The sequence below is a fragment of the Plantibacter sp. M259 genome, from assembly GCF_006065115.1.
Lineage (GTDB): Bacteria > Actinomycetota > Actinomycetes > Actinomycetales > Microbacteriaceae > Plantibacter > Plantibacter auratus.
On record NZ_CP040750.1, the window covers coordinates 519,292 to 544,401 of the forward strand.

The following is a 25,110-nucleotide window of genomic DNA, read 5'->3' on the forward strand; positions in this document are numbered from 1 at the left end:
CGAATGGATCGGAACCATCGTAACGCTCCGAGGCTGGAAGCCTGCCGCGCAGGTGCCGCCCAGGCGGTCGCCGGAGCAGCACCTGCCGGCATCGTCAGTCCTCGTCGTCGTCGAGGAACTCGTCGAACGCCTCGCTGATGCGGTCCGCCAGGGCCTCACGGATCTCCAGCGGCTGGAACGTCGCAGCGGCGGCGTTCAGCTGGAAGGTCTCCAGGTCGGTGAGGTCGTAGTCGAACGCCTCGGAGAGGAGCGCGAGCTCCTTCGTCAGGCTCGTGTCGCTCATCGTGCGGTTGTCGACGTTCACCGTGACGGCGAAGTCGAGCTGGTAGAGCAGGTCGAACGGGTGGTCCTCGAGCTCCTCGCCCCAGGCCGCGATGGCTCCGGTCTGCAGGTTCGACTGCGGGCTGAGCTCCAACGGGATCTTGCGGTCGCGGACCCACTCCGCGACGGGACCGAGCGTGGCGTAGAGGGACTCGGCGTCGTCGCGCTCGATGAAGATGTCCTCGGCGATGCGGACACCGTGGCCGAGTCGCAACGCACGGCCGTCGAGCATGGCGCTCCGGATCGACTCGATGCCGTCGGCCTCCCCAGCGTGGACGGTCACCGGGAACAGCTCGGCCGCGAGGTAGTCGAACGCCAGCCGGTGCTTGCTGGCGGGGAAGCCCGCCTCGGCGCCGGCGATGTCGAACCCGACCACGCCGCGCTCGCGATGGCGCACGGCGAGCTCAGCGATCTCGAGCGCGCGGTCGGCATGCCGCATGGCCGTGATGAGCTGGCCGATCTGGATATCGGAGCCGGAGTGGGCCGCGTCCTTGATGCCGAGCTCGATGCCCTCCTGGACGGCCTCGACGACCGCGTCGAGGGTGAGACCCCGGGTGAGGTGCTGTTCGGGAGCCCAGCGCACCTCGCCGTAGATGACGCCGTCCGCGGCGAGGTCCTGGACGAACTCGCGCGCGATGCGGACGAGCCCCTCCTCGGTCTGCATGACCGCGGTGCTGAGGTCGAAGGTCTTCAGGTACTCGACGAGCGAGCCGGCATTGCACTGCGTGTAGAACCAGTCGGCCAGGCCGTCGGGGTCCGACACGGGGACGTCGACACCGTTCGCTTCGCCCAGCTCGATGATCGTGGCGGGCCGCACACCACCGTCGAGGTGGTCGTGGAGCGAAATCTTCGGGAGCGCGCGGAGGTCGACGCTGGAGAGGGGGATTCGTCTGCAGAGGTCACGGGGTTCACTGTACCGCTCAGCCCTCCGTCGAGGTGAGGCACTTCGTCACTCCCCATCGCCCTCAACGACCAACCGCCTCAACTCGGCCGGGGCCGCCGAGGCGCACCCGGATGCGCTCCGCGAGCATCGACGGCCGGCGGAGGTCGTCGGCGGTCAAGCGCATCACCGTCCATCCCTCATGTGCCAAGTCCTCCGTGCGCGCGATGTCCTTCCGCCATTGCGACCGGTCGGTCCGGTGATGGTCTCCCTCGTACTCGAGGACCAGACGCTGGTCACGGAACACCACATCGCCCCGGACCACTCGCCCGGAGCCGTGGAGGACGATCTCGGCGTTGTACTCAGCCTTCGGGAGCGCCGACGCCTCGAGGATCAACCGGAGCTCGGTCTCCTTCGGCGACTGGCAGCGGTCATGCAAGCGCGGGATCGCCGACCGAAGGGCGACGACGCCACGACGCGACGGATAGTCCTCGACGGCCTGACGAAGCCGATCGAGGGACGTCCGAGGATCCAGGAACCAGAGGAGGGCGTCGCCGGCGGCGATCAATGCCGGGAGCGGTACCACCGACGCGAGGTCGCACCAGGTCCGCTCGACACTGGTGACCGGGAGTCCGTCGAGATCGACGACGTCCCCCGGGCCGAGGGTGCCACGATGTCCCACCACGCCGCGCCCCTCTCGCGCCCGGACGCCAGCAGGTGACATGACATGCAGTGGGACGTCCGGGCTCGTCGACCTGGGCGTCGGGATGCCGTGCAGAGCAGCGGCCGTCTGATGGCTGAAGGCTCCCCCGATCGGGAGAGCACTCAGGTAGGCGACCGCTTGGTGGTACAGGTCAGTCGGGTAGCCCGGCGGCGTTCGGATCCCGTGGAAGGGAGCACCAAGCGCTGGGTTCCGGAGCTGGCTGGGAGTGAACCCGGCGCGCACTGCCGACTGAGCGGGCTTCGGCCCGGCCATGATCGGGATCGAGGATCGGAAGGTCATCCCTCGATCGTGCCGCCGGCAGGAGCTTCCCCCGTCGTTCTCCACAGGTCGCGTACTCAGGTGAGGCAACTCGTCGTCCGGAACGGCGATGGACGACGAGTTGCCTCATCTCAACGGACTCAGACCTCGATGCGGGCCCGGACGATGGGGCCGCGCGGCGGGGCCGTGTCCTCGATCGTGTAGGCACCCTCGAGGGCCTCGAGCGCCCGCGGGAAGCGGGCCGCATCGTCGGCACTCAGCGTGAAGAGCGGCTGCCCGGCCCGGACCTCGTCGCCCGGCTTCGCGTGCAGGTCGATGCCTGCCGCGTGGATGACCGGGTCCTGCTGTCTGGCCCGACCGGCACCGAGGCGCCAGGCCGCGATGCCGAACGGCAGCGCCTCCTGCGTCGCCAGCACGCCGTCGCGCGACGCGGTGACGACATGGGTCTCCTTGGCGACCGGCAGCGGCGCGTCCGGGTCGCCGTCCTGTGCGCGGATCATGCGCTTCCAGACGTCCATGGCCCGACCGTCGGCGAGGGCGCCCTCGACGTCCGCGTCCGGCTGCCCGGCGAGCGTCAACATCTCCCGCGCGAGCGCGAGGGTCAGCTCGACGACGTCCGCCGGACCACCGCCCGCCAGGACCTCGACGGACTCGCGGACCTCGTTCGCGTTGCCGATCGCGAGGCCGAGCGGGACGTTCATGTCCGTCAACAGCGCGGTCGTGGCCACACCGGCGTCCGTCCCGAGCGCGACCATCGTGCGCGCCAGTTCCTCGGCACGCTCGTAGTCCTGCATGAAGGCGCCGGAGCCGAACTTGACGTCGAGGACGAGCGCCCCGGTGCCTTCGGCGATCTTCTTCGACATGATGCTCGACGCGATGAGCGGGATCGCCTCGACCGTGCCCGTCGTGTCGCGCAGGGCGTACAGACGCTTGTCGGCCGGGGCGAGACCGGAGCCGGCGGCGCAGATGACCGCGCCGACGTCCGCCAGCTGCGCCATCATCTCGTCGTTCGTCAGCGCTGCACGCCAGCCGGGGATGCTTTCGAGCTTGTCGAGCGTCCCACCCGTGTGCCCGAGCCCGCGGCCCGACAGCTGCGGCACCGCGACGCCGAAGACGGCGACGAGCGGGGCGAGCGGGAGGGTGATCTTGTCGCCCACGCCGCCCGTCGAGTGCTTGTCCGAGGTCGGCTTGTCGAGCGATGCGAAGCTCATCCGCTCACCACTGGCGATCATCGCCATCGTGAGGTCGCGGATCTCGCGCCGCTCCATGCCGTTCAGCAGGATCGCCATCGCCAGCGCCGACATCTGCTCGTCGGCGACGTAGCCACGGGTGAAGGCGTCGATCAGCCAGTCGATCTGCGGCGTCGACAACTCGCCGCGGTCGCGCTTCGTGCGGATGAGGTCGACGACGTCGAATGCTTCTACGGAACTCATGCGTGGTACTCCTCGAGTTGACGTGGTCCGAAGGCGTCCGGCAGGACCTCGTCGATGGTGCGGATGCCGGAGACGGTGTCGAGCAGCATGCCCGCCGTCGAGTGCTCGTACAGCAGCTGTCGGCATCGGCCGCACGGCATGAGGCGTTCGCCCTTGCCGTCGACGCAGGCGAACGCCACGAGGCGTCCTCCGCCCGACATGTGGAGGGCCGAGACGAGCGCGCACTCCGCGCACAGCGTCAGGCCGTAGCTGGCGTTCTCGACGTTGCAGCCGGAGATGATCCGGCCGTCGTCGACGAGGGCCGCGGCGCCGACCGGGAAGCGGCTGTAGGGCACGTAGGCGTGACCCATCGCCTCCCGGGCGGCGGTGTGAAGCGCCTCCCAGTCGACGGGTGGCGTGGTCGTCGTGTCGCTCACGGTCAGCCCTTCACGTAGGGCTTGCCGGCGGCCGCCGGTCCGCGGGAGATGCCGACGAGTCCGGCGACCGCGAAGATCGTCACCACGTACGGCAGCATGAGCATGAAGGCGCTCGGCACCGGGGAGCCGATGGCACTCAACGCGAACTGCAGGTTCTGCGTGAAGCCGAACAGCAGCGCGGCGAGCGTCGCCTTGAGCGGGTCCCAGCGTCCGAAGATGACCGCCGCGAGCGCGATGTAGCCGGCGCCCGCCGTCATCTCCTTGTTGAACGCACCGACCGAGCCCAGGGTGAAGTACGCCCCACCGAGGCCGACGATCGCGCCCGCAAGCGCGACGTTCCAGAAACGCGTCCGGTTCACGTTGATGCCCACGGTGTCGGCCGCCTGCGGGTGCTCACCCACGGCGCGGAGGCGGAGGCCCCAGCGCGTGTAGAACAGGCAGAAGAACACCACGGCCACGGCGATGTACATCAGGTAGATGATGATCGTCTGGCGGAACAGCACGGGTCCGATGAGCGGGATCTCGCTGAGGATCGGGATGTTGATCCGGGGGAACTTCGGCGGGCTGTTGAAGAGCGCCTCGTTCTTCGTGAGCACCTGCGAGTACAGGAAGCTCGTGAGTCCGACGACGAGGACGTTGAGCACGACACCGACGATGACCTGGTCGACGAGGTACTTGATCGAGAACGCCGCGAGCAGGAAGCTCACGAGCGTCCCGGCGATCATCGCCGCGACGAGCCCGAGGAAGGCGTTCCCCGTCACCGAGGCGACGAAGGCGGACGAGAACGCACCGGCGAGCAACTGGCCCTCGATCGCGATGTTCACGACGCCGACCCGCTCGGAGATGACGCCGCCGAGCGCACCGAAGATGAGCGGGACGCTCAGGGCGACGGTGCCGAGCAGGAGCCCGGTGATCGGGATCGCCTTGCCCGCGGCGGCCCACGACAGGAACCCGACCATGAACAGCACACCGAACACGGTGATGAGCCAGAGCGGGACCTTCTTCCCCGTCGTGACGAGGTACGCGCTCAGTGCCGTGATGGCGGCCAGGAGGATCGTGACGACGATGCCGGTGATCGTCGACGGGAGCACGACCGTCGGCAGTTGGATGACGTCGCCGTCACTGGAGAGCCGGAACGTGCTGTTGCCGTCGCGGTGCCAGATGACGAACAACAGGAACGCGATGACCGTGAAGATCCCGAACGCGATCGGGGCCTTCCAGCTCCGGACGACGACCGTCTCGAGGACGATCGGCGCGTCGGGAGCCGGCTGCGGCGTCTGCTTGTCGAGCGTGAATCCACTCATGCGGACACCTCCTTCTTGGCGGAGCGACGCGTTCGGCGCGTCGAACCGTCGGGCTTCGGCAGGAAGAAGATCGCCCGCACGAGCGGCGGAGCCGCGATGAACAGCACGATGAGTGCCTGGAGCACGAGCACGATGTCGATCGGCACGTTGACTCCCTGCGTGGCCTGCATGGAGTACCCGCCGGCCTTCAGCGCACCGAACAGGATGCCGGCGATGAGGATGCCGCCCGGCCGGCTGCGTCCGAGGAGCGCGACGGTGATGGCATCGAAGCCGATGCCGGCGTCGATGCCGTTGTCGAACCCGGAGGTCACCGTTCCGAGCACCTGCGAGACGCCGGCGAGACCGATGAGCCCGCCGGACAGGAGCATGGCGTACACGTAGGTGTTCTTCACGTCGATACCCGCGACGCGAGCGGCGTTCGGGTTCTCCCCCACCGCCCGGAAACGGAAGCCGATCGAGGACCGGCTGAACAGCCACCAGACGAACACGACCGCGAGGATCGCGATCAGGAAGCCGGCGTGCAGGTTGTAGCGGTCACCGAGGAGCTTCGGCAGCACGGCGTTCTCCGCCATCCCCGCGCTCTTCGGAACGTTGGAGCCGGGAGCCTGCAGCAGCCCCTGCGTGGAGAGCATGAAGGTGATGAGGTAGAACGCGACGTAGTTGAGCATGATCGTGATGATCACCTCGTGCGCGCCGGTGCGTGCCTTGAGGACACCGACGATGCCGCCCCAGAACGCGCCACCGATGATGCCGGCGGCGATCGCGACGAGCAGGTGCACCACGGGCGGGAGGTCGAGCGTGAAGCCGACCCATCCGGCGCAGGCGGCGGCGATGAGCATCTGGCCACGCCCGCCGATGTTGAACATGCCGACCCGGAACGCCAGGCCGACACCGAGTCCGGCCAGGATCAGCGGGGTCGCGAAGGTCAGCGTCTCCGTCAGCGGGCGGATGCCGTTCAGGAAGTCGGGGCGCTTGAAGTTGTAGATCGACCCCTGGAAGAGCGCGCCGTATGCGCCGGTCGCCGACTGCCAGACCGCCGCGATGGTGTCGCCCGGGCGGGCGAAGAAGTACCCGGCGGCGGTGTGGACCTTCGGATCGGTCAGCGCGATGAGGATCGCACCGACGACCATCGCCAGGACGACGGCGAGGATCGAGATGACGATGCTCGAGTTGAGGATCTCGGCGAGCACCTTGTTCGAGCGCGGCTGGGTCGTGTCGGGCTTCGCCTCTCCAGGTGCCACCGGCTGGACCGTTCCGGGCGGGGTGTGGGATGTCTCGCTCATGCTGCTGCTCCTGCCGGGAGTTCGCCGGCCATCATGAGGCCGAGGACCTCTCTGGGGGTCGATGCCGGGACGATCCCGACGATGCCGCCGCGGTACATGACGGCGATGCGGTCGGCGAGCGCGACGACCTCGTCGAGCTCGGTCGACACGACGATGACGGGGATGCCGGCGTCGCGCGTGGCGACGATGCGCTTGTGCACGAACTCGATCGAGCCGACGTCGATCCCGCGGGTCGGCTGTGCGGCGACGAACAGCCGCAGCTCGCGGCTGAGCTCACGGGCGAGGACGACCTTCTGCTGGTTGCCACCCGAGAGGGAGCCGGCCGGCGATTCGATGCCCTGCGACCGGACGTCGAACTCCTGCGACTTCTCGCGCGCGAACTCGTCTCGGAACCCGCGCTGGACGTTGCCGCCCTTCACGAAGGGTGCACCCGTCGATCGGTCCAGCATGAGGTTCTCGGCGATGGTGAACTGTTTGACGAGCCCGTCCTCGGACCGGTCCTCGGGCACGAACCCGACGCCGGCGTCGAGCACCTTGCGCGGGGTGGATCCGACGAGTTCGACGCCGTCGAGCTTGATGCTGCCCTTGGTGTGCGGCTGCAGCCCGAGGATCGCCTCGGTGAGCTCGGTCTGCCCGTTGCCCTGGACACCGGCGATGGCGAGCACCTCACCCTCGCGCACCTCGAAGCTGACGCCGTTGACGACGAGCTGGCCGAGGTGGTCGACGACGGACAGGTCCTGCACGGTGAAGGTGGTGTCGCCGAGGTTCGGCGCCTCCTTGTGGACCGTGAGTTCAACGGGACGCCCGACCATGAGCGACGCCAGCTCGGCGTTCGTCGCGGTGGGCGAGGCCTCGCCGACGACCTTGCCGAGGCGGATGACGGTGATGCGGTCGGCGACTTCGCGGACCTCGCGCAGCTTGTGGGTGATGAAGACGATGGACGTCCCCTCATCCTTCAGCTGCTTCATGATCGCCATGAGCTCGTCCGTCTCCTGCGGCGTGAGCACGGCGGTGGGCTCGTCGAAGACGAGGACGTTGGCGTTGCGGGAGAGCGCCTTGACGATCTCGACGCGCTGCTGCACCCCGACCGGGAGGTCGCCGACGATGGCGTCCGGGTCGAGGCTGAAGCCGAACCGCTCGGAGATGTCGATGACGAGCTTGCGGGCCGCTGCGACGTCGAGGCGGCCACCGCCCTTGGTCTGCTCGTGACCGAGCATGACGTTCTCGGCGACGGTGAAGACGGGGATGAGCATGAAGTGCTGGTGCACCATGCCGATGCCGGCGCCCATGGCGTCGCCAGGGCCCTGGAAGTGTTGGACGACGTCGTCCAGGAGGATCTCGCCCTCGTCGGCCTGATACAGGCCGTACAGGACGTTCATGAGGGTGGACTTGCCGGCACCGTTCTCGCCGAGGAGACAGTGGATCTCCCCCGGTTCGACGGTGAGGTCGATGTGGTCGTTGGCGGTGAGTGCGCCGAACCGTTTGGTGATGCCGCGGAGCTCGAGCTTCATGGGTCCCAATCTAGTCACGTGTCGGATGTCGGCACAGGCGGTCGGGATCGCCGTCCGGCCGTGCCGCGAACAAAGCGGGGGGAGGTCGCGGATCGCGACCTCCCCCCGGAGTCCCGGGCGAGGGCCCGGGTGAAGAGGGACTACTTGACGGGCGAGGAGACCGAGGTCGCCTTGATCGAACCGTCGATGATGCCCTTCTTGATGGTCTCGAGCTCGTCGGCCAGGGTCGGGGAGACCTTGGACTCGAAGTCGTGGAACGGCGCGAGGCCGACGCCCTCGTTCTCGAGGGTGCCGATGTACGCGGCGGCGTCGAACTTGCCGCCGCCGGCCTCGGTCACGGTGTCGGCGACGCCGGCCTTCATGCCCTTGAGGATGGAGGTGAGGAACAGGCCCTTGTTCTCGGCGTTCGTCTCGTACAGGTCGGCGTCGACACCGATCATGGCGATGTCCTTACCGGTCTCCTGGATCTCGGCGATCGCGCTCAGGAAGATCGGGCCACCGACCGGAAGGAGCACGTCGGCGTTCTGGTCGATGAGCGTGCGGGCGAGCTGCTTGGCGGTGTCGTTCGCCTCGAAGCCACCGGTGAAGGAACCGGTCTGAGCGGCGACGTCCCAACCGACGACCTGGACGCTCTTGCCCTTCTGCTCGTTGTAGTACGCGACGCCCTCGGCGAAGCCGTCCATGAAGATCTGGACGGACGGGAAGGGCTGGCCACCGAAGGTGCCGACGACGCCGGTCTTCGAGTAGTCGGCCGCCGCGTAGCCCGCGAGGAACGCGGCCTGGACGGTGTCGAACAGGATCGGCTTGATGTTCGGGGCGTCGACCTTGCCGTCGAAGTCGTTGTCGGCCGCGTCGTCGATGATCGCGTAGTCGACGTCCGGGTTCGCGAGTGCTGCGTCGACCGTGTCGGCGGAGAGGGCGAAGCCGACGCTGACGATGAGCGAGCAGCCCTGGTCCGCCAGGCTCTGCAGGTTCGGCTTGTAGTCGTCGGCCTTGTCGGACTGGACGGTGATGGGCTCGACGCCGAGCTCCTTCGCCGCCTCGGTCAGACCCTCATAGCCGAGCTGGTTGAACGACTTGTCGGTGAAGCCACCGGCGTCGGAGACCATGCACGGGAGGAAGTCGGATGCGGCACCGGTTGAGTCGCCGCCACCGGTGCTGGGAGCCGATGCACAGCCGGCGAGCAGTGCCATGAGACCGACGCCGGCGATTGCGCCCGCAGCGGCCTTCCGAGTTGAGATTGCCAAGGTAGCCTCCAAGATGCAGCCCCGCGGGTCACGGGGCGTATGGGGTTACGTTACCCAATACGACGACTGCCGAACGGACGATCCCGGCTTCGCGACCGAAGCGTTACAGAACGGTGGCACCGGCGTCACGCGCCGGAAACACGGCGATGCGCAGACGCGCATCGCCGGGTCGTGCTGCTGCGCACGTGAGCAGGACGGACCCACTCGCCGGATGCCCTTTGCGCACCGGGTGTTCGCGTGCCGCGACCAGATCAGCGCTGCACGACGCAGAACAGGTTGCCGTCGGGATCCGAGAGGACAACGTAGTCGGCGTCCTCCTCGTACTCCCACTCCACGGAGCCGGCACCCAAGCTGAGCAGCCGCACGACCTCGGCTTCGCGGTCGTCGGTGAAGAGGTCGAGGTGGTGCCGCCGCCGGTCCTCGGCGCGCGAGGAGACGAGCATGAGCGACAGCTGCACGCCGTCGCCGTCGCGTGGGACGAGCGAGGCCCAGTCGGACTGGGGCTCGCCACGGAGGACGTAATCGAGCGCCCGGGTCCAGAAGGCGACACTGCGGTCGATGTCCTGCACGCCCCAGACCGGGGCTCCGATGGAAAGGCTCATGCCCGTATCCTCCCGGCGTCGGGGCGTGCGCGCACGGGCTTGACGGTGACGGGCGGAGGAGTCGTGGACACCCCCACCCGTCACCGTGAGCGTCACCCGAGTGTCATGGCCTCGTCACTCCACCGACGCCTGAGCCACCGGGCTTGGGTTGCGTGGCAGCACCCTGATGCATGTCACCCTTCTGCCGTCGAGGTCGCATCACATAGGTGATCTGAGCGATCACCGCGAGCATGACGAGGATCGTGACGAGAGGAAGCCCCGGCGAGTTCAAGCCCGCCGCCGCCGCGTAGATGGCGATGACGATTGCGTCTGCGACCACCATGAAGCGAAGTTGATGCTCGAACGTCGACGTCTTCATGATCGATTCCTCCCCCTCTGTTCGCGGTTGCGGTCGCATGCTTGGAATGTGGAATCTCACATGCAGAAAGCTAGCAGATCGACTCGTTCCCGTAGAGCGTGTCAGGCGGGTCCTCCCCGCCCGACGTCGTCACCCGAGTCGAAGCCGGTCGCCGGTCCAGCGTCGACGGAGCCACCGGTCGTGGCTCGCGATGACGACCGCGCCCGGGTAGTCGCCGAGGGCGTCCTCGAGCTCCGTCGCAAGCGCGAGCGACAGGTGGTTCGTCGGCTCGTCCAGGAGGAACAGGTGTGGAGGCCTCGCGATGATGAGCGCGAGGGCCAGACGGCGCTGCTGCCCGACGGAGAGTTGGCCGATCGGGCGGTCGAGGTCACGAAGCGCCAGGAGCCCGAGACCCGCGAGCGGGGTGCGCGCGGCACGCGCCTCGCCGAGCGTCCGGTCGTAGACCTCCCGAGGTGATCGCGCCGCATCCGGGAACGCGACGTCCTGCTCGAGGAGCCCCACGCGGAGCCCCTTCCGCCGGAGCAGTGTCCCCGAGTCGAGGCGCAGCGAACCGGCGAGCACCGACAGGAGCGTCGACTTCCCCGAACCGTTCGCCCCGGTGACCAGCACCCGCGACCGGGGCGCCAGCTGCAGGCGTTCGAGATGCAGCCGGCCGTCGACGCGGGCGTCGGCGAGGTCGAGCAGCTGCTCCCCCTCGTCGAGGACCGTCGAGCCGCTCGGGATCCCTGCGAACGAGAGTTCGCGAGGCGGGCGCCGCACCTGCTCGCGCTCGAGGACCTCGAGTCGGAGCTGCGCGTTCCGCACCCGCCGACTGATCTGCTGCTCGACGCGGTCGCCGCGCATGCCGAACGCCATGCGGTTGTTGTCGCGAATGCCCCGATCGTGATTGATCCGCGGGGCGACGTCGTGCACCGCGGAGGCAAGGCGGCGCAGTTCGGCCTGCTCCTCCTCATACCGTGCCGACCAGCGGTCGAGCTCCGAGGCCTTCCAGCCGAGGTACTCGCTGAACGGCCCGCCGAACTCCACGACGGGTGACGCCTCGCCGACGGGGACGGGGCGGGACGGATCGATGTCGACGAGCCCCGTCGCCACCTCGTCGAGGAAGGCGCGGTCATGGCTCGCGAAGAGCACCGGTCCCGGCCACTCCGACAGGTGGCCGCGGAGGAACGCGACCGCCTCGTCGTCCAGATGGTTGGTCGGCTCGTCGAGCAGCAGTGCGGTCGGTCTCGCGACGAGGAGCGCGGCGAGGGCGAAACGGGATCGCTGTCCCCCGCTCACCTCACCCAGTCGTCGCGACCGTTCGATCGCGGCGATGCCGAGGCCGTCGACGACCGCGTCCAACCGGGCGTCCGCCGTCCAGACGTCGGCGCGTTCCGCCGCATCGAGCGCGGCGGCGTACCGCTGTTCAGCGGAACCGTCGCCGGGGGAACCCGTGTCACCGAGTGCCGCCGCCGACGTCTCGAGCTCCTGCTCGACGGCCCGGACCTCGCCGAGCGCCTGCTCCAACAGCTCGCCGACCGTCGTGTCCTCCGGGAGTCCGAGTTCCTGCATGAGGATGCCGGTGCGCACCGGGCGGACGGCCTCGCCGTCGTCCGGCTCGTCGATCCCGGCGAGGATGCGCAGCAGCGTGGACTTCCCCGCGCCGTTCTCGCCGATCAGGCCGAGACGGTCTCCGGCCGACACGACGAGGTCGACGTCGCGCAACACGACGCGGTCGCCGTAGGAGCGGGTGACGCCGTCGGCGCGGAGCTGCTGGATGTCGATGGATCGCCCGAAGGTCCGGGTCGTATCGCGGTGGACGGGTGTCGCATGGGTGATGGGTGCTCGCATGGAGGCCCCTTTCGAGATGGGGCACGCTGCGCACGGCCGTCGTCCGACACGTCAGGAGTGAGCGCTGGGCTCGAACTCCTGGGCGGACCTGGAAGCGTCTGGCGTACCTCGATGGATTCCCGCCGGGCGCATCACGGTCGTGATGGTCTGCCGCAGGCGCGGGACGTCAATTCGCTCAGTTCTTCACAGTGATCTCAGGCTATCCGTCGGTTGTCGACCGCCGCAAGCCCTTCGCGTCACCGGTCCCGATTAGGCTGGTCGTCATGCGTGCTCCGTCGGTCCCCTCGCCCGCGCGGCGTCGCCGTGCGCATCGATCGACCGCGGCCTCGCTGCTCGCCGCGCTCGGTATCGGTGCGCTCGTCGCACTCGGCGCACTGCCGACCACGCCGACGACCGCGGCAGCTGCGAGCTCGCAGCTGAGCCGGACGCAGACGACGCCGACGCCCGCCCCGAGTCCCTCGCCCACCACGCCCTCGACGGCGACCCCGAAGCCGACGAAGCCTGCGACGCCGGCTCCCAGTAAGCCTGCCCAGCCGGCGCCGCCCACGGTCCGCGGCACGGACTTCGACCCGGGCGAGATCATCAGCGACGCGAACTTCTACGACGCGAACGCCATGAGCGAGGCGGACGTCCAGGCGTTCTTCGCCTCCCAGCCCTGCACCCCGAAGGACGGCGTACCGTGCCTGGCGGACTTCCGTGCCAGCACCGAGTCCGTCCCGGCGGCCGAGCCCGGGCACTGCGAGGCCTACCGCGGCGCCGTGAACGAGTCGGCGGCGAGGATCGTCGCGAAGGTCGCGCACGCGTGCGGGATCAACCCCAAGGTGCTGCTCGTCCTCATGCAGAAGGAACAGTCGCTCATCACCGGCCCGAGCGAGTACGGCTACGCGCGCGCCATGGGCTGGGGCTGCCCCGACACCGGCCCGAACTTCAGCGCGAGCTGCGACGCGGACTACTTCGGGTTCCAGAACCAGGTCTACCGTTCCGCATGGCAGTTCCGCCAGTACACGCTGTACCCGCTCAACGTGCCGGGTGAGTCCTACCAGCGGGCGTACCACCTGGGATCGGTCTACATCCAGTACAGCCCCGACGCGGCCTGCGGCGGCACCCAGGTCGACATCCGCAATCAGGCGACGGCCAACCTCTACCTCTACACGCCGTACCAGCCGAACGCCGCGGCCCTCGCGAACGTCTCGGGCACTGGCGACGCCTGCAGCGCCTACGGCAACCGCAACTTCTGGCGGCTCTACACGGAGTGGTTCGGCCCCGCGGTCTGATCGCCCGGTTCGTTCGCCCACTCCGGGGCGAATCAGGGCCCCTTCGCCCAGCAACGGGCAAACGAACGGGTCACTCGCCGATGAGGAGCGAGACGCGGTCGTCGAGGTAGGCGGCGAGCGGGGTGAGCCCGAGGTCGTGCCCGGCCCAGCGGAGCATGACCGTGTCGTCGACGAGGCGCAACGGACCCGAACCCTCCCGGAGTGACCCCTCGTCCAGCGCGAGCTCGACGACCTCGAAATTGACGACGTCACCCTCGGCGAACGGGCCGCGGTGGGCCGCCTGCTGCGCGACCCGACGGTGCTCGACCTCCGAGGAGCGGTGGTTGAACCACTTCGGCTCCACGGCGCGAGTAGACTCGGCCGCGGTGAAGAGGCGACCGTCGGCGGAGAGGAGGACGACCCCGAGGCGCCACGCCCGGCCGATCGGCCGCAGCGCGGGTGCCCGCTTGACGAGCGGGAGTCCGCGCGGTGTGTAGACCTCCGCCAGGGCCTCGTCACGCACGCCTGCGGTTTGGAGACGCGCGCCCGCCTGCAGGAGCAGCTCGCGCAGCGCGGTCACCGTCGGTCGCCGATCAGAGGACGTCGTCGCGACCGGACAGCTTGAGGGCGTCGACGACGCTCTTCACCCGCTGCGCGTTGGCGCTCGTGGTGACGAGCAGGGCGTCCGGGGTGTCGACGACGACGATGTCCTGCACGCCGATGAGGCTGATGACCCGACCGGTCTGGCTGACGACGATGCCGCTGGAGGCGTCCGACAGCACGCGCGCGTTCTCGCCGAGGATGGCGAGGTCGGACTTGCGCCCACCGGAGTTGAGCTTGGCGAGGGAGGCGAAGTCCCCCACGTCGTCCCAGTCGAAGTGCGCCGGCACGACGGCCATGCGACCGGCGGCCGCGGCGGGCTCCGCAACGGAGTAGTCGATCGCGATCTTCTCGAGCGCCGGCCAGACGCGGTCGACGACCGGTCCGCGGGCCGCCGGGTCGTCCCAGACCTCGGCGAGTTCGAGGAGGCCCGCCAGGAGTTCGGGCTTCTGCCGACCGATCTCCTCGAGCAGGACGTCGGCCCGCGAGATGAACATCCCGGCGTTCCAGAGGTGCTCGCCGCTCGAGACGTACCGCTTGGCCGTGGCGAGGTCGGGCTTCTCGACGAAGGAGTCGACCAGCATGACCCCTTCGGCACCTCGGATGCCGAGGTCGCGGGCGCTCTTGATGTAGCCGAAGCCGATGGCGGGCTCCGTGGGCTGGATGCCGATCGTGACGATGTAGCGCTCCTCGGCGGCGGTGACGGCCTGGGCGACCGCTGCGCGGAACAGGCGGTCACCTCGGATCACGTGGTCGGCGGCGAACGAGCCGACGATGACGTCGGGTTCGCGGCGGACGAGGATCGCTGCGGCGAGCCCGATCGCGGCGGTCGAGTCGCGCGGCTCGCTCTCGAGGACCACGTTGGCGTCGGCGAGGTCGGGCAGCTGCTGTTCGACGGCCGCGCGGTGCGCACGCCCGGTGACGACCATGATGCGCTGGTCGCCGGCGATCGGCGCGAGGCGGTCCCAGGTGGCGCGCAACAGCGTGCTGCCGGAGCCGGTGAGGTCGTGCAGGAACTTGGGTGCGTCGGCTCGCGAGAGCGGCCAGAGACGACTGCCGATGCCGCCGGCCGGGATCACCGCGTAGAAGCGTTCGAGGGGCGTGGTCATCCCCCGAGCGTACCGCCAGGCTCCAGCCTGAGGACGACGGCGCGGAAGCGTCATCTGACGGGTTTACGATGAGCGCCAGATCGAGCACGAGAAAGAACGGTACGAGCATGGCTGGACGCAACGTCCTCGGGATCCCGATCCCGTCCTTCGGCAGCAAGCAGGCTCCCCCGGCCCCCGTCGGTCCGCCTGACGCCGCGGACCTCGACGGGCGCAACAGCATCGTCAACGCCTGCATCTACCGCCACGGTTCCCGCAGCTCGACGCTCACCTCGCTCGAGGACACCTTCCGCGCGCTCCACGAGACCCCGGACGGCGTCGCTTGGATCGGGCTCTACCGGCCCGACGCCGGCGAGCTCGGCGTCCTGGCGGCGGAGTTCGGTCTCCACCCGCTCGCCGTCGAGGACGCCATCACCGCGCATCAGCGGCCGAAGATCGAGCGGTACGACGACGTCCTGTTCGTCGTCCTCCGTGCCGCCAACTACGTCGACGAGACCGAGACCGTCGAGTTCGGCGAGCTGCACGTCTTCGTCGGCCCGAACTTCGTCATCACCCTCCGGCACGCCGAATCCCCCGACCTGTCGCACGTGCGGGCGCGGATGGAGCAGGAGCACGAACTCCTCGCCTACGGTCCGCAGGCGATCCTGTACGCCATCATCGACGCCGTCGTCGACGGCTACGGTCCGGTGGTCGCCGGGCTCTCGAACGACATCGACGAGATCGAGGAGCAGGTCTTCGTCGGCGAGTCCCAGGTCTCACGCCGCATCTATCAGCTCTCCCGAGAGGTCATCGCCTTCGAGCGGGCGACGCACCCGCTCAGCGACGTGATGCTCTCCCTCGAGCAGGGCAGCGCCAAGTACGGCGTCGCCGACGAACTGCAACGCGGCCTCCGCGACGTCGCCGACCACCTCACGAGCGTGAACCAGCGGATCGACGCCTACCGCGAGCTGTTGCGCGACATCCTGACCGTGAACAGCACCCTCGTCGGGCAACGCCAGAACGAGGAGATGGCGAAGATGACCGAGGCGAGCCTCAAGCAGGGCGACGAGGTGAAGAAGATCTCCTCCTGGGCCGCCATCCTGTTCGGCCCGAGTCTCATCGCGGGGATCTACGGCATGAACTTCACCCACATGCCGGAGTTGTCGTGGTGGTTCGGCTACCCGATGGCGCTCGCGCTCATGGCCACCACGAGCGTCATCCTCTACAAGGTGTTCAAGCGTCGGAACTGGTTGTGAACAGCCGGTGTCGCCCGGTCGTCGCGTAGATGTCCGGCCTCTCTCGACGTCGAGACAGTTAGGCCAGCCTTAGCGGCGGGACCGCGCATCCCACGCCTACACTTGGTCCAGCGCGCCGATTCGACGCACGGCAGGCAACAACCCCCGCACGGCAGAACGATCTGCCGCAGATAGCGACTATCAGGGAGGACCTCGTGACCGCGAGTCTCACGCGAACGTCACCGTTGGAATCCACGACATCCAAACGCCCGGCCGGCACCCTGTACCGGGGCCGTGAGGGCATGTGGTCGTGGGTGCTCCACCGGATCACCGGCGTCGCCATCTTCTTCTTCCTCCTCGTGCACGTCCTCGACACCGCGCTGGTGCGGGTCTCCCCCGAGGCGTACAACGCGGTCATCGGCACGTACAAGAACCCCATCATGGGGCTCGGTGAGGTCGCGCTCGTCGCCGCCATCGCCTACCACGCGTACAACGGCATCCGCATCATCCTCATCGACTTCTGGTCGAAGGGCACCAAGTACCAGCGGCCCATGTTCTGGATCGTCATCGGTCTCTGGGTCGTGACGATGCTCGGCTTCACGCCGCGCCACCTGATCAACGTGTTCAGCGAGATGGGCCACTGATGACGACGATCGCCGCTCCCCGCACCCCCGCCCGTCCCGCGCGCCGCAAGGGCGTCAACTGGGAGAAGTGGGGCTGGATCTACATGCGCGTCTCCGGCGTGATCCTGCTGGTCCTCATCTTCGGCCACCTCTTCGTCAACCTCATGGTGGGCGACGGCATCAAGGCCATCGACTTCGCCTTCGTCGGCGGCAAGCTGTCGAACCCCTTCTGGCAGTGGTGGGACGTCGCCATGCTGTGGCTCGCACTGATCCACGGCGGCAACGGCATGCGCACCATCGTCAACGACTACGCCACGGGTCGCACGATCCGCGGTGTCCTCAAGGTCGCGATCCTCGCCGCCGTCACCATCCTCATCATCCTCGGGACCCTGGTCGTCTTCACCTTCGACCCGTGCCCCGCCGGCGCACCTGCAGACCTGCTCGCGTCGTTCTGCCCCGCCAACTGAGCAACCGAGACCGAGCAACGGAAACCGTGACTACAGAAACCACCGAGTCCACCGTCATCGACGGCATCCACTACCACCAGTTCGACATCGTGATCGTCGGTGCCGGCGGTGCCGGCATGCGCGCCGCGATCGAGGCCGGCCCCGGAGCGAAGACGGCCGTCATCTCCAAGCTCTACCCGACGCGGTCCCACACGGGAGCGGCGCAGGGCGGTATGGCCGCCGCGCTCGCGAACGTCGAGGAGGACAGCTGGGAGTGGCACACCTTCGACACCATCAAGGGCGGCGACTACCTCGTCGACCAGGATGCGGCGGAGATCCTCGCGAAGGAGGCCATCGACGCGGTCATCGACCTCGAGAACATGGGTCTGCCGTTCAACCGCACCCCCGAGGGCAAGATCGACCAGCGTCGATTCGGCGGCCACACCCGCGACCACGGCAAGGCTCCGGTCCGCCGCGCCTGCTACGCGGCCGACCGCACGGGCCACATGATCCTGCAGACGCTGTTCCAGAACTGCGTCCGCCTCGGCATCAACTTCTTCAACGAGTACTACGCGCTCGACCTGATCATGACGAACGTCGACGGTGTCGACAAGCCGTCCGGTGTGGTCGCGTACGAGCTCTCCACCGGCGAGATCCACGTCTTCCAGGCGAAGGCGGTCATCTTCGCCACCGGTGGCTTCGGCAAGATCTACAAGACGACCTCGAACGCACACACCCTCACGGGCGACGGCGTCGGGATCATCTGGCGCAAGGGCCTCCCGCTCGAGGACATGGAGTTCTTCCAGTTCCACCCCACCGGCCTCGCCGGTCTCGGCATCCTCCTCACCGAGGGAGCCCGGGGCGAGGGTGCGATCCTCCGGAACGCGAGCGGTGAACGCTTCATGGAGCGGTACGCCCCGACCATCAAGGACCTCGCCCCGCGAGACATCGTCGCGCGCTGCATGGTCCAGGAGGTCGCGGAAGGCCGCGGCGCCGGGCCGAACAAGGACTACGTCTACCTCGACTGCACCCACCTCGGTGCCGAGGTCCTCGAGACCAAGCTGCCCGACATCACCGAGTTCGCGCGCACCTACCTCGGCGTCGACCCGGTGACGGAGCCCGTCCCGGTCATGCCGACGGCGCACTACGCCATGGGCGGCATCCCGACGAACGTCAAGGCCGAGGTCCTGAGTGACAACAACACCGTCGTCCCCGGCCTGTACGCGGCCGGCGAGTGCGCGTGCGTGTCCGTCCACGGCTCGAACCGACTCGGCACGAACTCCCTCCTCGACATCAACGTGTTCGGCAAGCGCGCCGGCAACAACGCCGTCGAGTACGTCCAGGGCGTCGACTTCACGCCGCTGCCCGAGAACCCCGCCGGCTTCGTCTCCGGCCTCATCGAGCAGATGCGGAACTCCAACGGCACCGAGCGGATCTCCACGATCCGCAAGGAGCTCCAGGAGGAGATGGACCGCAACGCCCAGGTGTTCCGGACCGACGAGTCCCTCGCCGGTGTCACCGCCACCATCCACAACCTGCGCGAGCGGTACCAGAACATCGCCGTCCAGGACAAGGGCAAGCGCTTCAACACCGACCTCCTCGAGGCGATCGAGCTGGGCTTCCTGCTCGACCTCGCCGAGGTCGTCGTCTACTCCGCTCGCAACCGTCAGGAGAGCCGTGGCGGTCACATGCGCGACGACTACCCGAAGCGCGACGACGAGAACTACATGAAGCACACGATGGCGTACCTGTCCGGCGACCCGCACTCGTCCGACGCGGCCGACCACATCCGGCTCGACTGGAAGCCCGTGGTCATCACGCGGTACCAGCCGATGGAGAGGAAGTACTAGCGATGAGCACTGCAACGCTCGAGAACCCGCCGGCCGCAGCACCGGAGGAGATCCAGTCCTTCACGGTCACCCTGATCATCCGTCGGTTCGACCCGGACGTGGACGCCGAGCCGCGCTGGGAGGACTTCGACGTCGAGATGTTCCCGACGGACCGCATCCTGGACGCGCTCCACAAGATCAAGTGGGAGCAGGACGGGACCCTCACGTTCCGTCGCTCCTGCGCGCACGGCATCTGCGGCTCCGACGCCATGCGGATCAACGGCCGGAACCGCCTCGCGTGCAAGACGCTGATCAAGGACCTCGACATCTCGAAGCCGATCTACGTCGAGGCGATCAAGGGTCTGCCGCTCGAGAAGGACCTCGTCGTCGACATGGACCCCTTCTTCGCGTCGTTCCGTGAGGTGCAGCCGTTCCTCATGCCCGGCAAGCCCGCGGAGAAGAACAAGGAGCGCGTGCAGTCGGTCGCCGAGCGCGCCCGCTTCGACGACACCACGAAGTGCATCCTGTGCGCCGCGTGCACCTCGTCGTGCCCCGTCTTCTGGACCGACGGTCAGTACTTCGGCCCGGCGGCGATCGTGAACGCGCACCGCTTCATCTTCGACTCCCGCGACGACGCGTCGCAGGTCCGCCTGGACATCCTCAACGACCAGGAGGGCGTGTGGCGCTGCCGCACCACCTTCAACTGCACCGAGGCGTGCCCCCGCGGCATCCAGGTCACGCAGGCGATCGCCGAGGTCAAGCAGGCCATGATCTCCGGCAAGGTCTCCTAGCCCGCACCCGGTTCGTCCGTCCGGCCCAGCGCACTGCGCTGGGCCGGACGTGTTCGTGCAGGGCGACCTGTGCGTCGAGCGATGTCAGGCCAGCGCAGCAGCTCTGGCTTCAGCCGGTGACGCGGCGCTCAGGGCGTCCATGGCCATGGCACGAGCCGCCTCGAGCGTGTAGCGGCGCAGCTCGCTCCGGACGTCGCCGAGCGCGGCCGGGGTGACGGAGAGACTCGTCGCCCCGAGGCCGACGAGCACGACCGCGAGGGCCGGATCCGCTGCCGCCTCCCCGCAGACGCCGATGGAGCGCCCTGAGGCGAGACCGGCGTCGCCGACGAGCTTGACGAGCCGCAGCACGGCCGGGTGCCACGGGTCCTGATACGAGCCGACTGGCCCGAGGAGACGGTCCGCCGCGAGCGTGTACTGCGTCAGGTCGTTGGTCCCGATGCTCACGAAGTCCGCGACGCCGAGGATCTGCGCGGCGAGCAGTGCGCTCGACGGCACCTCGATCATCGTCCCGACCGTCCGCAGGCCGAGCCGCTTGGCGAGGGTCACGAACGCCGCGGCCTCGGGAAGGTCGGCGATCATCGGGGCCATCACCCAGAGGTCCGCCTCGTGGGCGTCCTGTGCGAGCGCGAGAGCCGTGAGCTGGTCTCGGAGCACCTCGTCACGAGCTCGGAGCGCCCGGATACCCCGCACCCCGAGCGCCGGGTTGGGCTCGGCCTCGTCCGGTCGGAGGAAGGCGAGCGGCTTGTCGGCTCCGGCGTCGAACACCCGGACGACGACGCGCTTCCCCGGGAACGCCGCGAGCAACTCGCCGTACCGGTCGGCCTGTTCGGCGACGCCCGGCGCCTCCGCGCGATCGAGGAAGAGGAGCTCGGTGCGGAACAGCCCGACGCCCTCGGCGCCGAGGGCCAGGGCACCGGCCGCGCCGGTGACGGAACCGAGGTTCGCCAGCAGGGGCACCGGGGTTCCGTCGGCGAGTTCGCCCGGCGAGCGGGGCGAGACACGGACTCGCTCCGCCGCGGTGGACCTGGCCGACCGAACCTCGCGCTTCGTCGGCGACCCGGTGACGACCCCGGCTCCGGCGTCGACGAGGACGATCTCACCGTCCTCGAACTGCTCGGCTCCGGCGACGCCCACGACGGCGATGAGTGACTGCTCGCGCGCGAGGATGGCCGTGTGCGAGGTCGCCGAGCCGCCACTCGTCACGAGTGCCAGCACCCGCTCGAGATCGAGAAGCGCAGCGTCGGCCGGCGCGAGGTCCGCGGCGACGAGCACGAAGGGCTCGTCTGATTCGGGTGGTCCGGGGACAGGTCGGTCGAGCAACCGCGCGATGACCCGTTGCGAGACGTCACCGACGTCGGTCGCGCGCGCCGCCATCGGCTCCCCCAGGTTGAAGAGGACCTGCTGGACCGTCGCCAGGGCCTCGAACACAGCGCGCTCCGCGGAACGACCCGCCGCGATGCGCGTCGCGACGTCCTCCGCGAGCGCCGGATCGTCGGCCATGACCGCCTGCGCTTCGAGCACGTCCTGCGCATGTCCGCCGGCTCGTCGAGCCCGCTCCTCGAGGTCGGCCCGCGTCGCGCTGAGCGCCGCGACGGCACGGGCCTGTTCGAGCGTGACGTCCCCGAGGAACGGGTCGGCACTCGGTTCGGGGAGCGGCTCCGGCATGCGGAGCACGGGACCGGCCACGACGCCGCGTCCGACGCCGGTGCCGGTGAACGTGCGTTGCCCCTCCGCCTCGCGCATGGTTCGACCCTAGTGCACCGCCTCTCCCCCAGTCCGGCCCGCTTGTAGGCTGGTCCGGTGACCAATCCGCGTGCGCCGAGGAAGGACTCCGCCGACGCGCCGGACGTGAGTACCACCCCCAAGGTGCGGCTCCAGCAGACGCCACCTCCACTGGTGTTCCAATGGATCCAGAACAGCGAGAACCCGTTCATCCGGCGACTCGCGCCCCGCGCGGCGAGAGCGGAGCGCGCCACGACGTGGGTCATGCGGCTGAAGCCCTATCGCGTCATCCATCGGTATCTCGCCATGGACGGCAACCTCCTGGCCGCCGGGATCAGCTTCCAGGCCGTCTTCGCCGTGTTCGCCGCGGTCTACGTCGGATTCGCCATCACCGGCATCTGGCTCGGCAACAACGCCGAGGTCTTCCAAGCGCTGGTGGAGATCATCAACCGCGCCGTCCCCGGCCTCATCGGCACCGACGGCGAAGGCATCATCGCCGAGGAGCAGTTGTCGAGCGCCTCCCTGCTCGGGTGGACCGGGGTCATCGCCGCCGTCGGTCTCATCTGGACGGCGATCGGTTGGCTGTACTACACCCGGCAGGCGGTCAGGTCGATCTTCGCGCTCCCGAAGGTCGCCGCGAGCTTCTTCCTGCTGAAAGTCGTCGACCTCGTCCTGGCACTCGCCTTCGGCGTCCTGCTCCTCGTCTCCGCGACGCTGTCGGTCGCCAGCACCCAGGCGCTCAGCTGGCTGCTGTCGCTCGTCGGCTTGGAGGGCACCTTCTGGGTGACCGTCGGCAGCCGGGTCGTCGGTCTGGTCGTCGCGGTCGTCGTGAACCTCGTCACCCTCGGCGCCATGTACCGCGTGCTCAGCCGGATCCGGATCCCGTGGCGCAACCTCTTCGGCGGCGCGCTCCTCGGCAGCCTGGTGCTCTCGCTCCTGAGCGTCGCGAGCAGTGCGGTGATCGCCGGGGCCTCCCGGAACCCGTTGCTCGCGACCTTCGCGGTGTTCATCGGCCTCATGCTGTGGTTCAACCTCGTGAGCCGCGTCATCCTCGCCTCCGCCGCGTGGATCGCCGTGGGGCTCGACGACCAGGGCATCAGTGTGCGCACGACGACGCCGGAGGAGCAGGCGGCCGAAGAGCTGGCAGCCAGGCGGCTGATCGCCGAGGCGGAACTGCGGGAGGCTCGCGAATCCCTCCGGCGCGCCAAGGGCCCGGCGGTCTGGTTCGCCCGCCGGCGCGTGCGGCACGCCGAGGAGGCCTCGGCCGAGTTCATCCGAGAGCACGGCGAAGCCCCCGAGTCGCCCGCGGCGGACGCGTCGGACCCACCCCATCGCCGACGCCCGGGCGGACGCCGGGGCCAGGGCGTTGTCGGCCCCCGCGACTAAGCTGGAGGCATGTCTGCACCCCTCCGCATCGCCAGTGTCAACGTCAACGGAGTCCGCGCGGCCTTCCGCAAAGGGATGGGCGACTGGCTCGAAGACCGCGGGGTCGACATCCTCGCTCTGCAGGAGGTCCGCGCCGCGACGAGCGACCTCGAGACGCTCTTCGGACCGGAGTGGAACATCCTGCACGATGCCGCGACCGCCAAGGGGCGTGCCGGCGTCGCGATCGTCAGCCGTCGCTCGGCGGGCATCCACCGCGTCGCCCTCGGGGCGGACGACTTCGACAGCGCGGGTCGTTGGATCGAGGCCGACTTCGACATCGACGGCACGCTCGTCACGGTCGTGAGCACCTACGTGCACTCCGGCGAGGTCGACACCCCCAAGCAGGTCGAGAAGTTCCGCTTCCTCGAGGCGATGCTCGAGCGGCTGCCCGCACTGCGCGAGCACAACCCGCTGTCCCTCGTCGTCGGCGACCTCAACGTCGGCCACACCGAGCTCGACATCAAGAACTGGAAGGGCAACGTCAAGCGTGCCGGCTTCCTGCCTGCCGAGCGGTCCTACTTCGACCGCTACCTCGGCCCGGCGGGTGAGACCGTGACGGGCGTCGACGGCGTGACCGGCACCGGCCTCGGCTGGGTCGACATCGGGCGCCAGTCCGCCGGCCAGGTCCCCGGTCCCTACACCTGGTGGTCGCAGCGCGGCCAGGCCTTCGACACCGACACCGGCTGGCGCATCGACTACCAGCTCGCCACGCCCGAGCTCGCGGCACTCGCGTCCGGGTACACGATCGACCGCGCCGCGGCGTACGACCAGCGATGGTCCGATCACGCCCCCGTCGTCGTCGACTACGCCGTCTGACCCTTCGGCATCACGCCACCCCACCACTCCGTGCCCCGGCTCCGGCCGCTCATCCCTCTGCGAGAACCCACATGACCAAGCCACGCCTGTACTCCGGCATGCAGCCTTCCGCCGACTCGCTCCACCTCGGCAACTACATCGGTGCCCTCCTGCAGTGGAAGCAGATGCAGCAGGAGCACGACGCCTTCTTCAGCATCGTCGACCTGCACGCGATCACGGTGCCGCAGGACCCCGCCGAGCTCCGCGAGAAGACCCGCCGCACGGCCGCCCAGTACATCGCCGCAGGCATCGACCCCTCGGCGTCGACCCTGTATGTCCAGTCGCACGTCCCGGCGCACGCACAGCTGGCGTGGGTGCTCAACACGATCACCGGTATGGGTGAGGCCGCGCGCATGACGCAGTTCAAGGACAAGTCGGCCAAGCACGGGCGCGACGCCTCGTCGGTCGGTCTCTTCGCCTACCCGATCCTCATGGCTGCCGACATCCTGCTCTACCAGACCGACATCGTGCCGGTCGGCGACGACCAGCGACAGCACATCGAGCTCACGCGCGACCTCGCCGAGCGGTTCAACGCCCGCTTCGGCGACACCTTCGTCGTCCCGAAGGCGCAGATCCAGAAGGACTCCGCGCGCATCTACGACCTCCAGAACCCGACGTCGAAGATGTCGAAGTCCGCTGAGACCCCGGCGGGGATCATCTGGTTGCTCGACGAGCCGAATGTCACGCAGAAGAAGATCATGCGTGCGGTCACCGACAACGACGGCGTCATCGCCTTCGATGTACAGGAGAAGCCCGGCGTCTCGAACCTGCTGAGCATCTACTCCGCGATCACCGGCTCCCCCATCGAGGCCGTCGTCGGCGAGTTCGAGGGTCGTGGCTACGGCGACCTCAAGAAGGGCCTCGCCGAGGTCGTCGTGGGCGAACTCGAGCCGGTCCGTGCCCGCGCACTCGAACTCCTCGACGACCCTGCCGAGCTCGACCGCCTGCTCGCGGTCAACGCCGCGCGCGCGACCGAGGTCGCCGAGCAAACCCTGGCCGAGGTCTACGACCGCGTCGGACTCCTCCGCCGCGCCTGATCCCGCCCTCGTTCGCAACTCCTGCTCGTCACTGTCCGCAAG

Annotated in this window: 23 protein-coding genes; 9 read left to right on the forward strand and 14 right to left on the reverse strand. The window is 68.8% G+C overall.

Annotated features, from left to right (window positions below; all coding sequences use genetic code 11):
* Positions 1-94: 94 nt before the first annotated feature.
* The 11 genes from FGL15_RS02335 to FGL15_RS02385 form a co-directional block, all read right to left on the reverse strand.
* Positions 95-1,207, reverse strand: coding sequence for an adenosine deaminase (locus FGL15_RS02335; RefSeq protein WP_138944800.1), 1,113 nt, complete (start codon positions 1,205-1,207; stop codon positions 95-97).
* Positions 1,208-1,286: 79 nt separating this feature from the next.
* The gene (locus tag FGL15_RS02340) at positions 1,287-2,204 is read right to left on the reverse strand and encodes a DUF559 domain-containing protein (protein ID WP_138944801.1); all 918 of its coding nucleotides are present in this window, start codon (positions 2,202-2,204) and stop codon (positions 1,287-1,289) included.
* Between the two features lie 119 nt (positions 2,205-2,323).
* A complete protein-coding gene (locus FGL15_RS02345) occupies positions 2,324-3,616 on the reverse strand; it encodes a thymidine phosphorylase (RefSeq protein WP_138944802.1) in 1,293 nt (430 codons plus the stop codon).
* A complete protein-coding gene (locus tag FGL15_RS02350; protein ID WP_064294834.1) occupies positions 3,613-4,032 on the reverse strand; it encodes a cytidine deaminase in 420 nt (139 codons plus the stop codon). The genes FGL15_RS02345 and FGL15_RS02350 overlap by 4 nt, the downstream gene beginning before the upstream one ends.
* Positions 4,033-4,034: 2 nt before the next feature.
* The gene (locus FGL15_RS02355; protein WP_138944803.1) at positions 4,035-5,336 is read right to left on the reverse strand and encodes an ABC transporter permease; all 1,302 of its coding nucleotides are present in this window, start codon (positions 5,334-5,336) and stop codon (positions 4,035-4,037) included.
* On the reverse strand, positions 5,333-6,619 hold the full coding sequence (locus FGL15_RS02360) for an ABC transporter permease (RefSeq protein WP_124769711.1): 1,287 nt from the start codon (positions 6,617-6,619) through the stop codon (positions 5,333-5,335). The genes FGL15_RS02355 and FGL15_RS02360 overlap by 4 nt, the downstream gene beginning before the upstream one ends.
* Complete coding sequence (locus FGL15_RS02365) at positions 6,616-8,130, reverse strand: ABC transporter ATP-binding protein (RefSeq protein WP_079707332.1); 1,515 nt, start codon at positions 8,128-8,130, stop codon at positions 6,616-6,618. Before FGL15_RS02365 ends, FGL15_RS02360 begins: the two co-directional genes overlap by 4 nt.
* Before the next feature lie 140 nt (positions 8,131-8,270).
* Positions 8,271-9,377: a BMP family protein gene (locus FGL15_RS02370; protein WP_138944804.1), complete on the reverse strand. Its 1,107-nt coding sequence runs from the start codon at positions 9,375-9,377 to the stop codon at positions 8,271-8,273.
* Positions 9,378-9,628: 251 nt separating this feature from the next.
* Complete coding sequence (locus FGL15_RS02375) at positions 9,629-9,979, reverse strand: VOC family protein (protein WP_138944805.1); 351 nt, start codon at positions 9,977-9,979, stop codon at positions 9,629-9,631.
* Positions 9,980-10,082: 103 nt separating this feature from the next.
* On the reverse strand, positions 10,083-10,337 hold the full coding sequence (locus FGL15_RS02380; RefSeq protein WP_138944806.1) for a hypothetical protein: 255 nt from the start codon (positions 10,335-10,337) through the stop codon (positions 10,083-10,085).
* A gap of 129 nt (positions 10,338-10,466) precedes the next feature.
* Positions 10,467-12,167: an ABC-F family ATP-binding cassette domain-containing protein gene (locus tag FGL15_RS02385; protein ID WP_138944807.1), complete on the reverse strand. Its 1,701-nt coding sequence runs from the start codon at positions 12,165-12,167 to the stop codon at positions 10,467-10,469.
* A 263-nt stretch (positions 12,168-12,430) separates the two neighbouring features.
* On the opposite strand from FGL15_RS02385, the gene FGL15_RS02390 reads away from it, so the two are divergent.
* A complete protein-coding gene (locus FGL15_RS02390; RefSeq protein ID WP_138944808.1) occupies positions 12,431-13,441 on the forward strand; it encodes a hypothetical protein in 1,011 nt (336 codons plus the stop codon).
* A gap of 70 nt (positions 13,442-13,511) precedes the next feature.
* On the opposite strand, the gene FGL15_RS02395 is transcribed toward FGL15_RS02390, so the two are convergent.
* Positions 13,512-14,000: a hypothetical protein gene (locus FGL15_RS02395; RefSeq protein WP_138944809.1), complete on the reverse strand. Its 489-nt coding sequence runs from the start codon at positions 13,998-14,000 to the stop codon at positions 13,512-13,514.
* Positions 14,001-14,013: 13 nt separating this feature from the next.
* Positions 14,014-15,129, reverse strand: coding sequence for a mannose-1-phosphate guanylyltransferase (locus FGL15_RS02400; protein WP_138944810.1), 1,116 nt, complete (start codon positions 15,127-15,129; stop codon positions 14,014-14,016).
* 107 nt (positions 15,130-15,236) lie between these two features.
* Between FGL15_RS02400 and corA the strand changes: the two genes are divergently transcribed.
* The 5 genes from corA to FGL15_RS02425 all read left to right on the forward strand — a co-directional run bounded on the left by corA (position 15,237) and on the right by FGL15_RS02425 (position 20,029).
* On the forward strand, positions 15,237-16,361 hold the full coding sequence (corA, locus tag FGL15_RS02405; protein WP_085512255.1) for a magnesium/cobalt transporter CorA: 1,125 nt from the start codon (positions 15,237-15,239) through the stop codon (positions 16,359-16,361).
* A gap of 194 nt (positions 16,362-16,555) precedes the next feature.
* Entirely contained in the window at positions 16,556-16,984 is a 429-nt protein-coding gene (gene sdhC, locus FGL15_RS02410) for a succinate dehydrogenase, cytochrome b556 subunit (protein ID WP_255376691.1), read from the forward strand.
* Positions 16,984-17,430, forward strand: coding sequence for a succinate dehydrogenase hydrophobic membrane anchor subunit (locus tag FGL15_RS02415; RefSeq protein ID WP_064294824.1), 447 nt, complete (start codon positions 16,984-16,986; stop codon positions 17,428-17,430). Before sdhC ends, FGL15_RS02415 begins: the two co-directional genes overlap by 1 nt.
* A 26-nt stretch (positions 17,431-17,456) precedes the next feature.
* The gene (sdhA, locus tag FGL15_RS02420) at positions 17,457-19,259 is read left to right on the forward strand and encodes a succinate dehydrogenase flavoprotein subunit (RefSeq protein ID WP_086474106.1); all 1,803 of its coding nucleotides are present in this window, start codon (positions 17,457-17,459) and stop codon (positions 19,257-19,259) included.
* A 2-nt stretch (positions 19,260-19,261) separates the two neighbouring features.
* Positions 19,262-20,029: a succinate dehydrogenase iron-sulfur subunit gene (locus FGL15_RS02425; RefSeq protein ID WP_064294822.1), complete on the forward strand. Its 768-nt coding sequence runs from the start codon at positions 19,262-19,264 to the stop codon at positions 20,027-20,029.
* 84 nt (positions 20,030-20,113) lie between these two features.
* Here the strand turns inward: FGL15_RS02425 and ptsP are convergent, their stop codons facing one another.
* On the reverse strand, positions 20,114-21,772 hold the full coding sequence (gene ptsP / locus FGL15_RS02430) for a phosphoenolpyruvate--protein phosphotransferase (protein ID WP_138944811.1): 1,659 nt from the start codon (positions 21,770-21,772) through the stop codon (positions 20,114-20,116).
* A 105-nt stretch (positions 21,773-21,877) separates the two neighbouring features.
* Between ptsP and FGL15_RS02435 the strand changes: the two genes are divergently transcribed.
* The 3 genes from FGL15_RS02435 to trpS all read left to right on the forward strand — a co-directional run bounded on the left by FGL15_RS02435 (position 21,878) and on the right by trpS (position 25,068).
* Complete coding sequence (locus tag FGL15_RS02435) at positions 21,878-23,137, forward strand: YihY/virulence factor BrkB family protein (protein WP_138944812.1); 1,260 nt, start codon at positions 21,878-21,880, stop codon at positions 23,135-23,137.
* Positions 23,138-23,146: 9 nt separating this feature from the next.
* Positions 23,147-23,992: an exodeoxyribonuclease III gene (locus tag FGL15_RS02440; protein ID WP_079707339.1), complete on the forward strand. Its 846-nt coding sequence runs from the start codon at positions 23,147-23,149 to the stop codon at positions 23,990-23,992.
* A 71-nt stretch (positions 23,993-24,063) separates the two neighbouring features.
* Positions 24,064-25,068, forward strand: a complete 1,005-nt coding sequence (trpS, locus tag FGL15_RS02445) for a tryptophan--tRNA ligase (RefSeq protein WP_138944813.1) — start codon at positions 24,064-24,066, stop codon at positions 25,066-25,068.
* Positions 25,069-25,110: the final 42 nt, after the last annotated feature.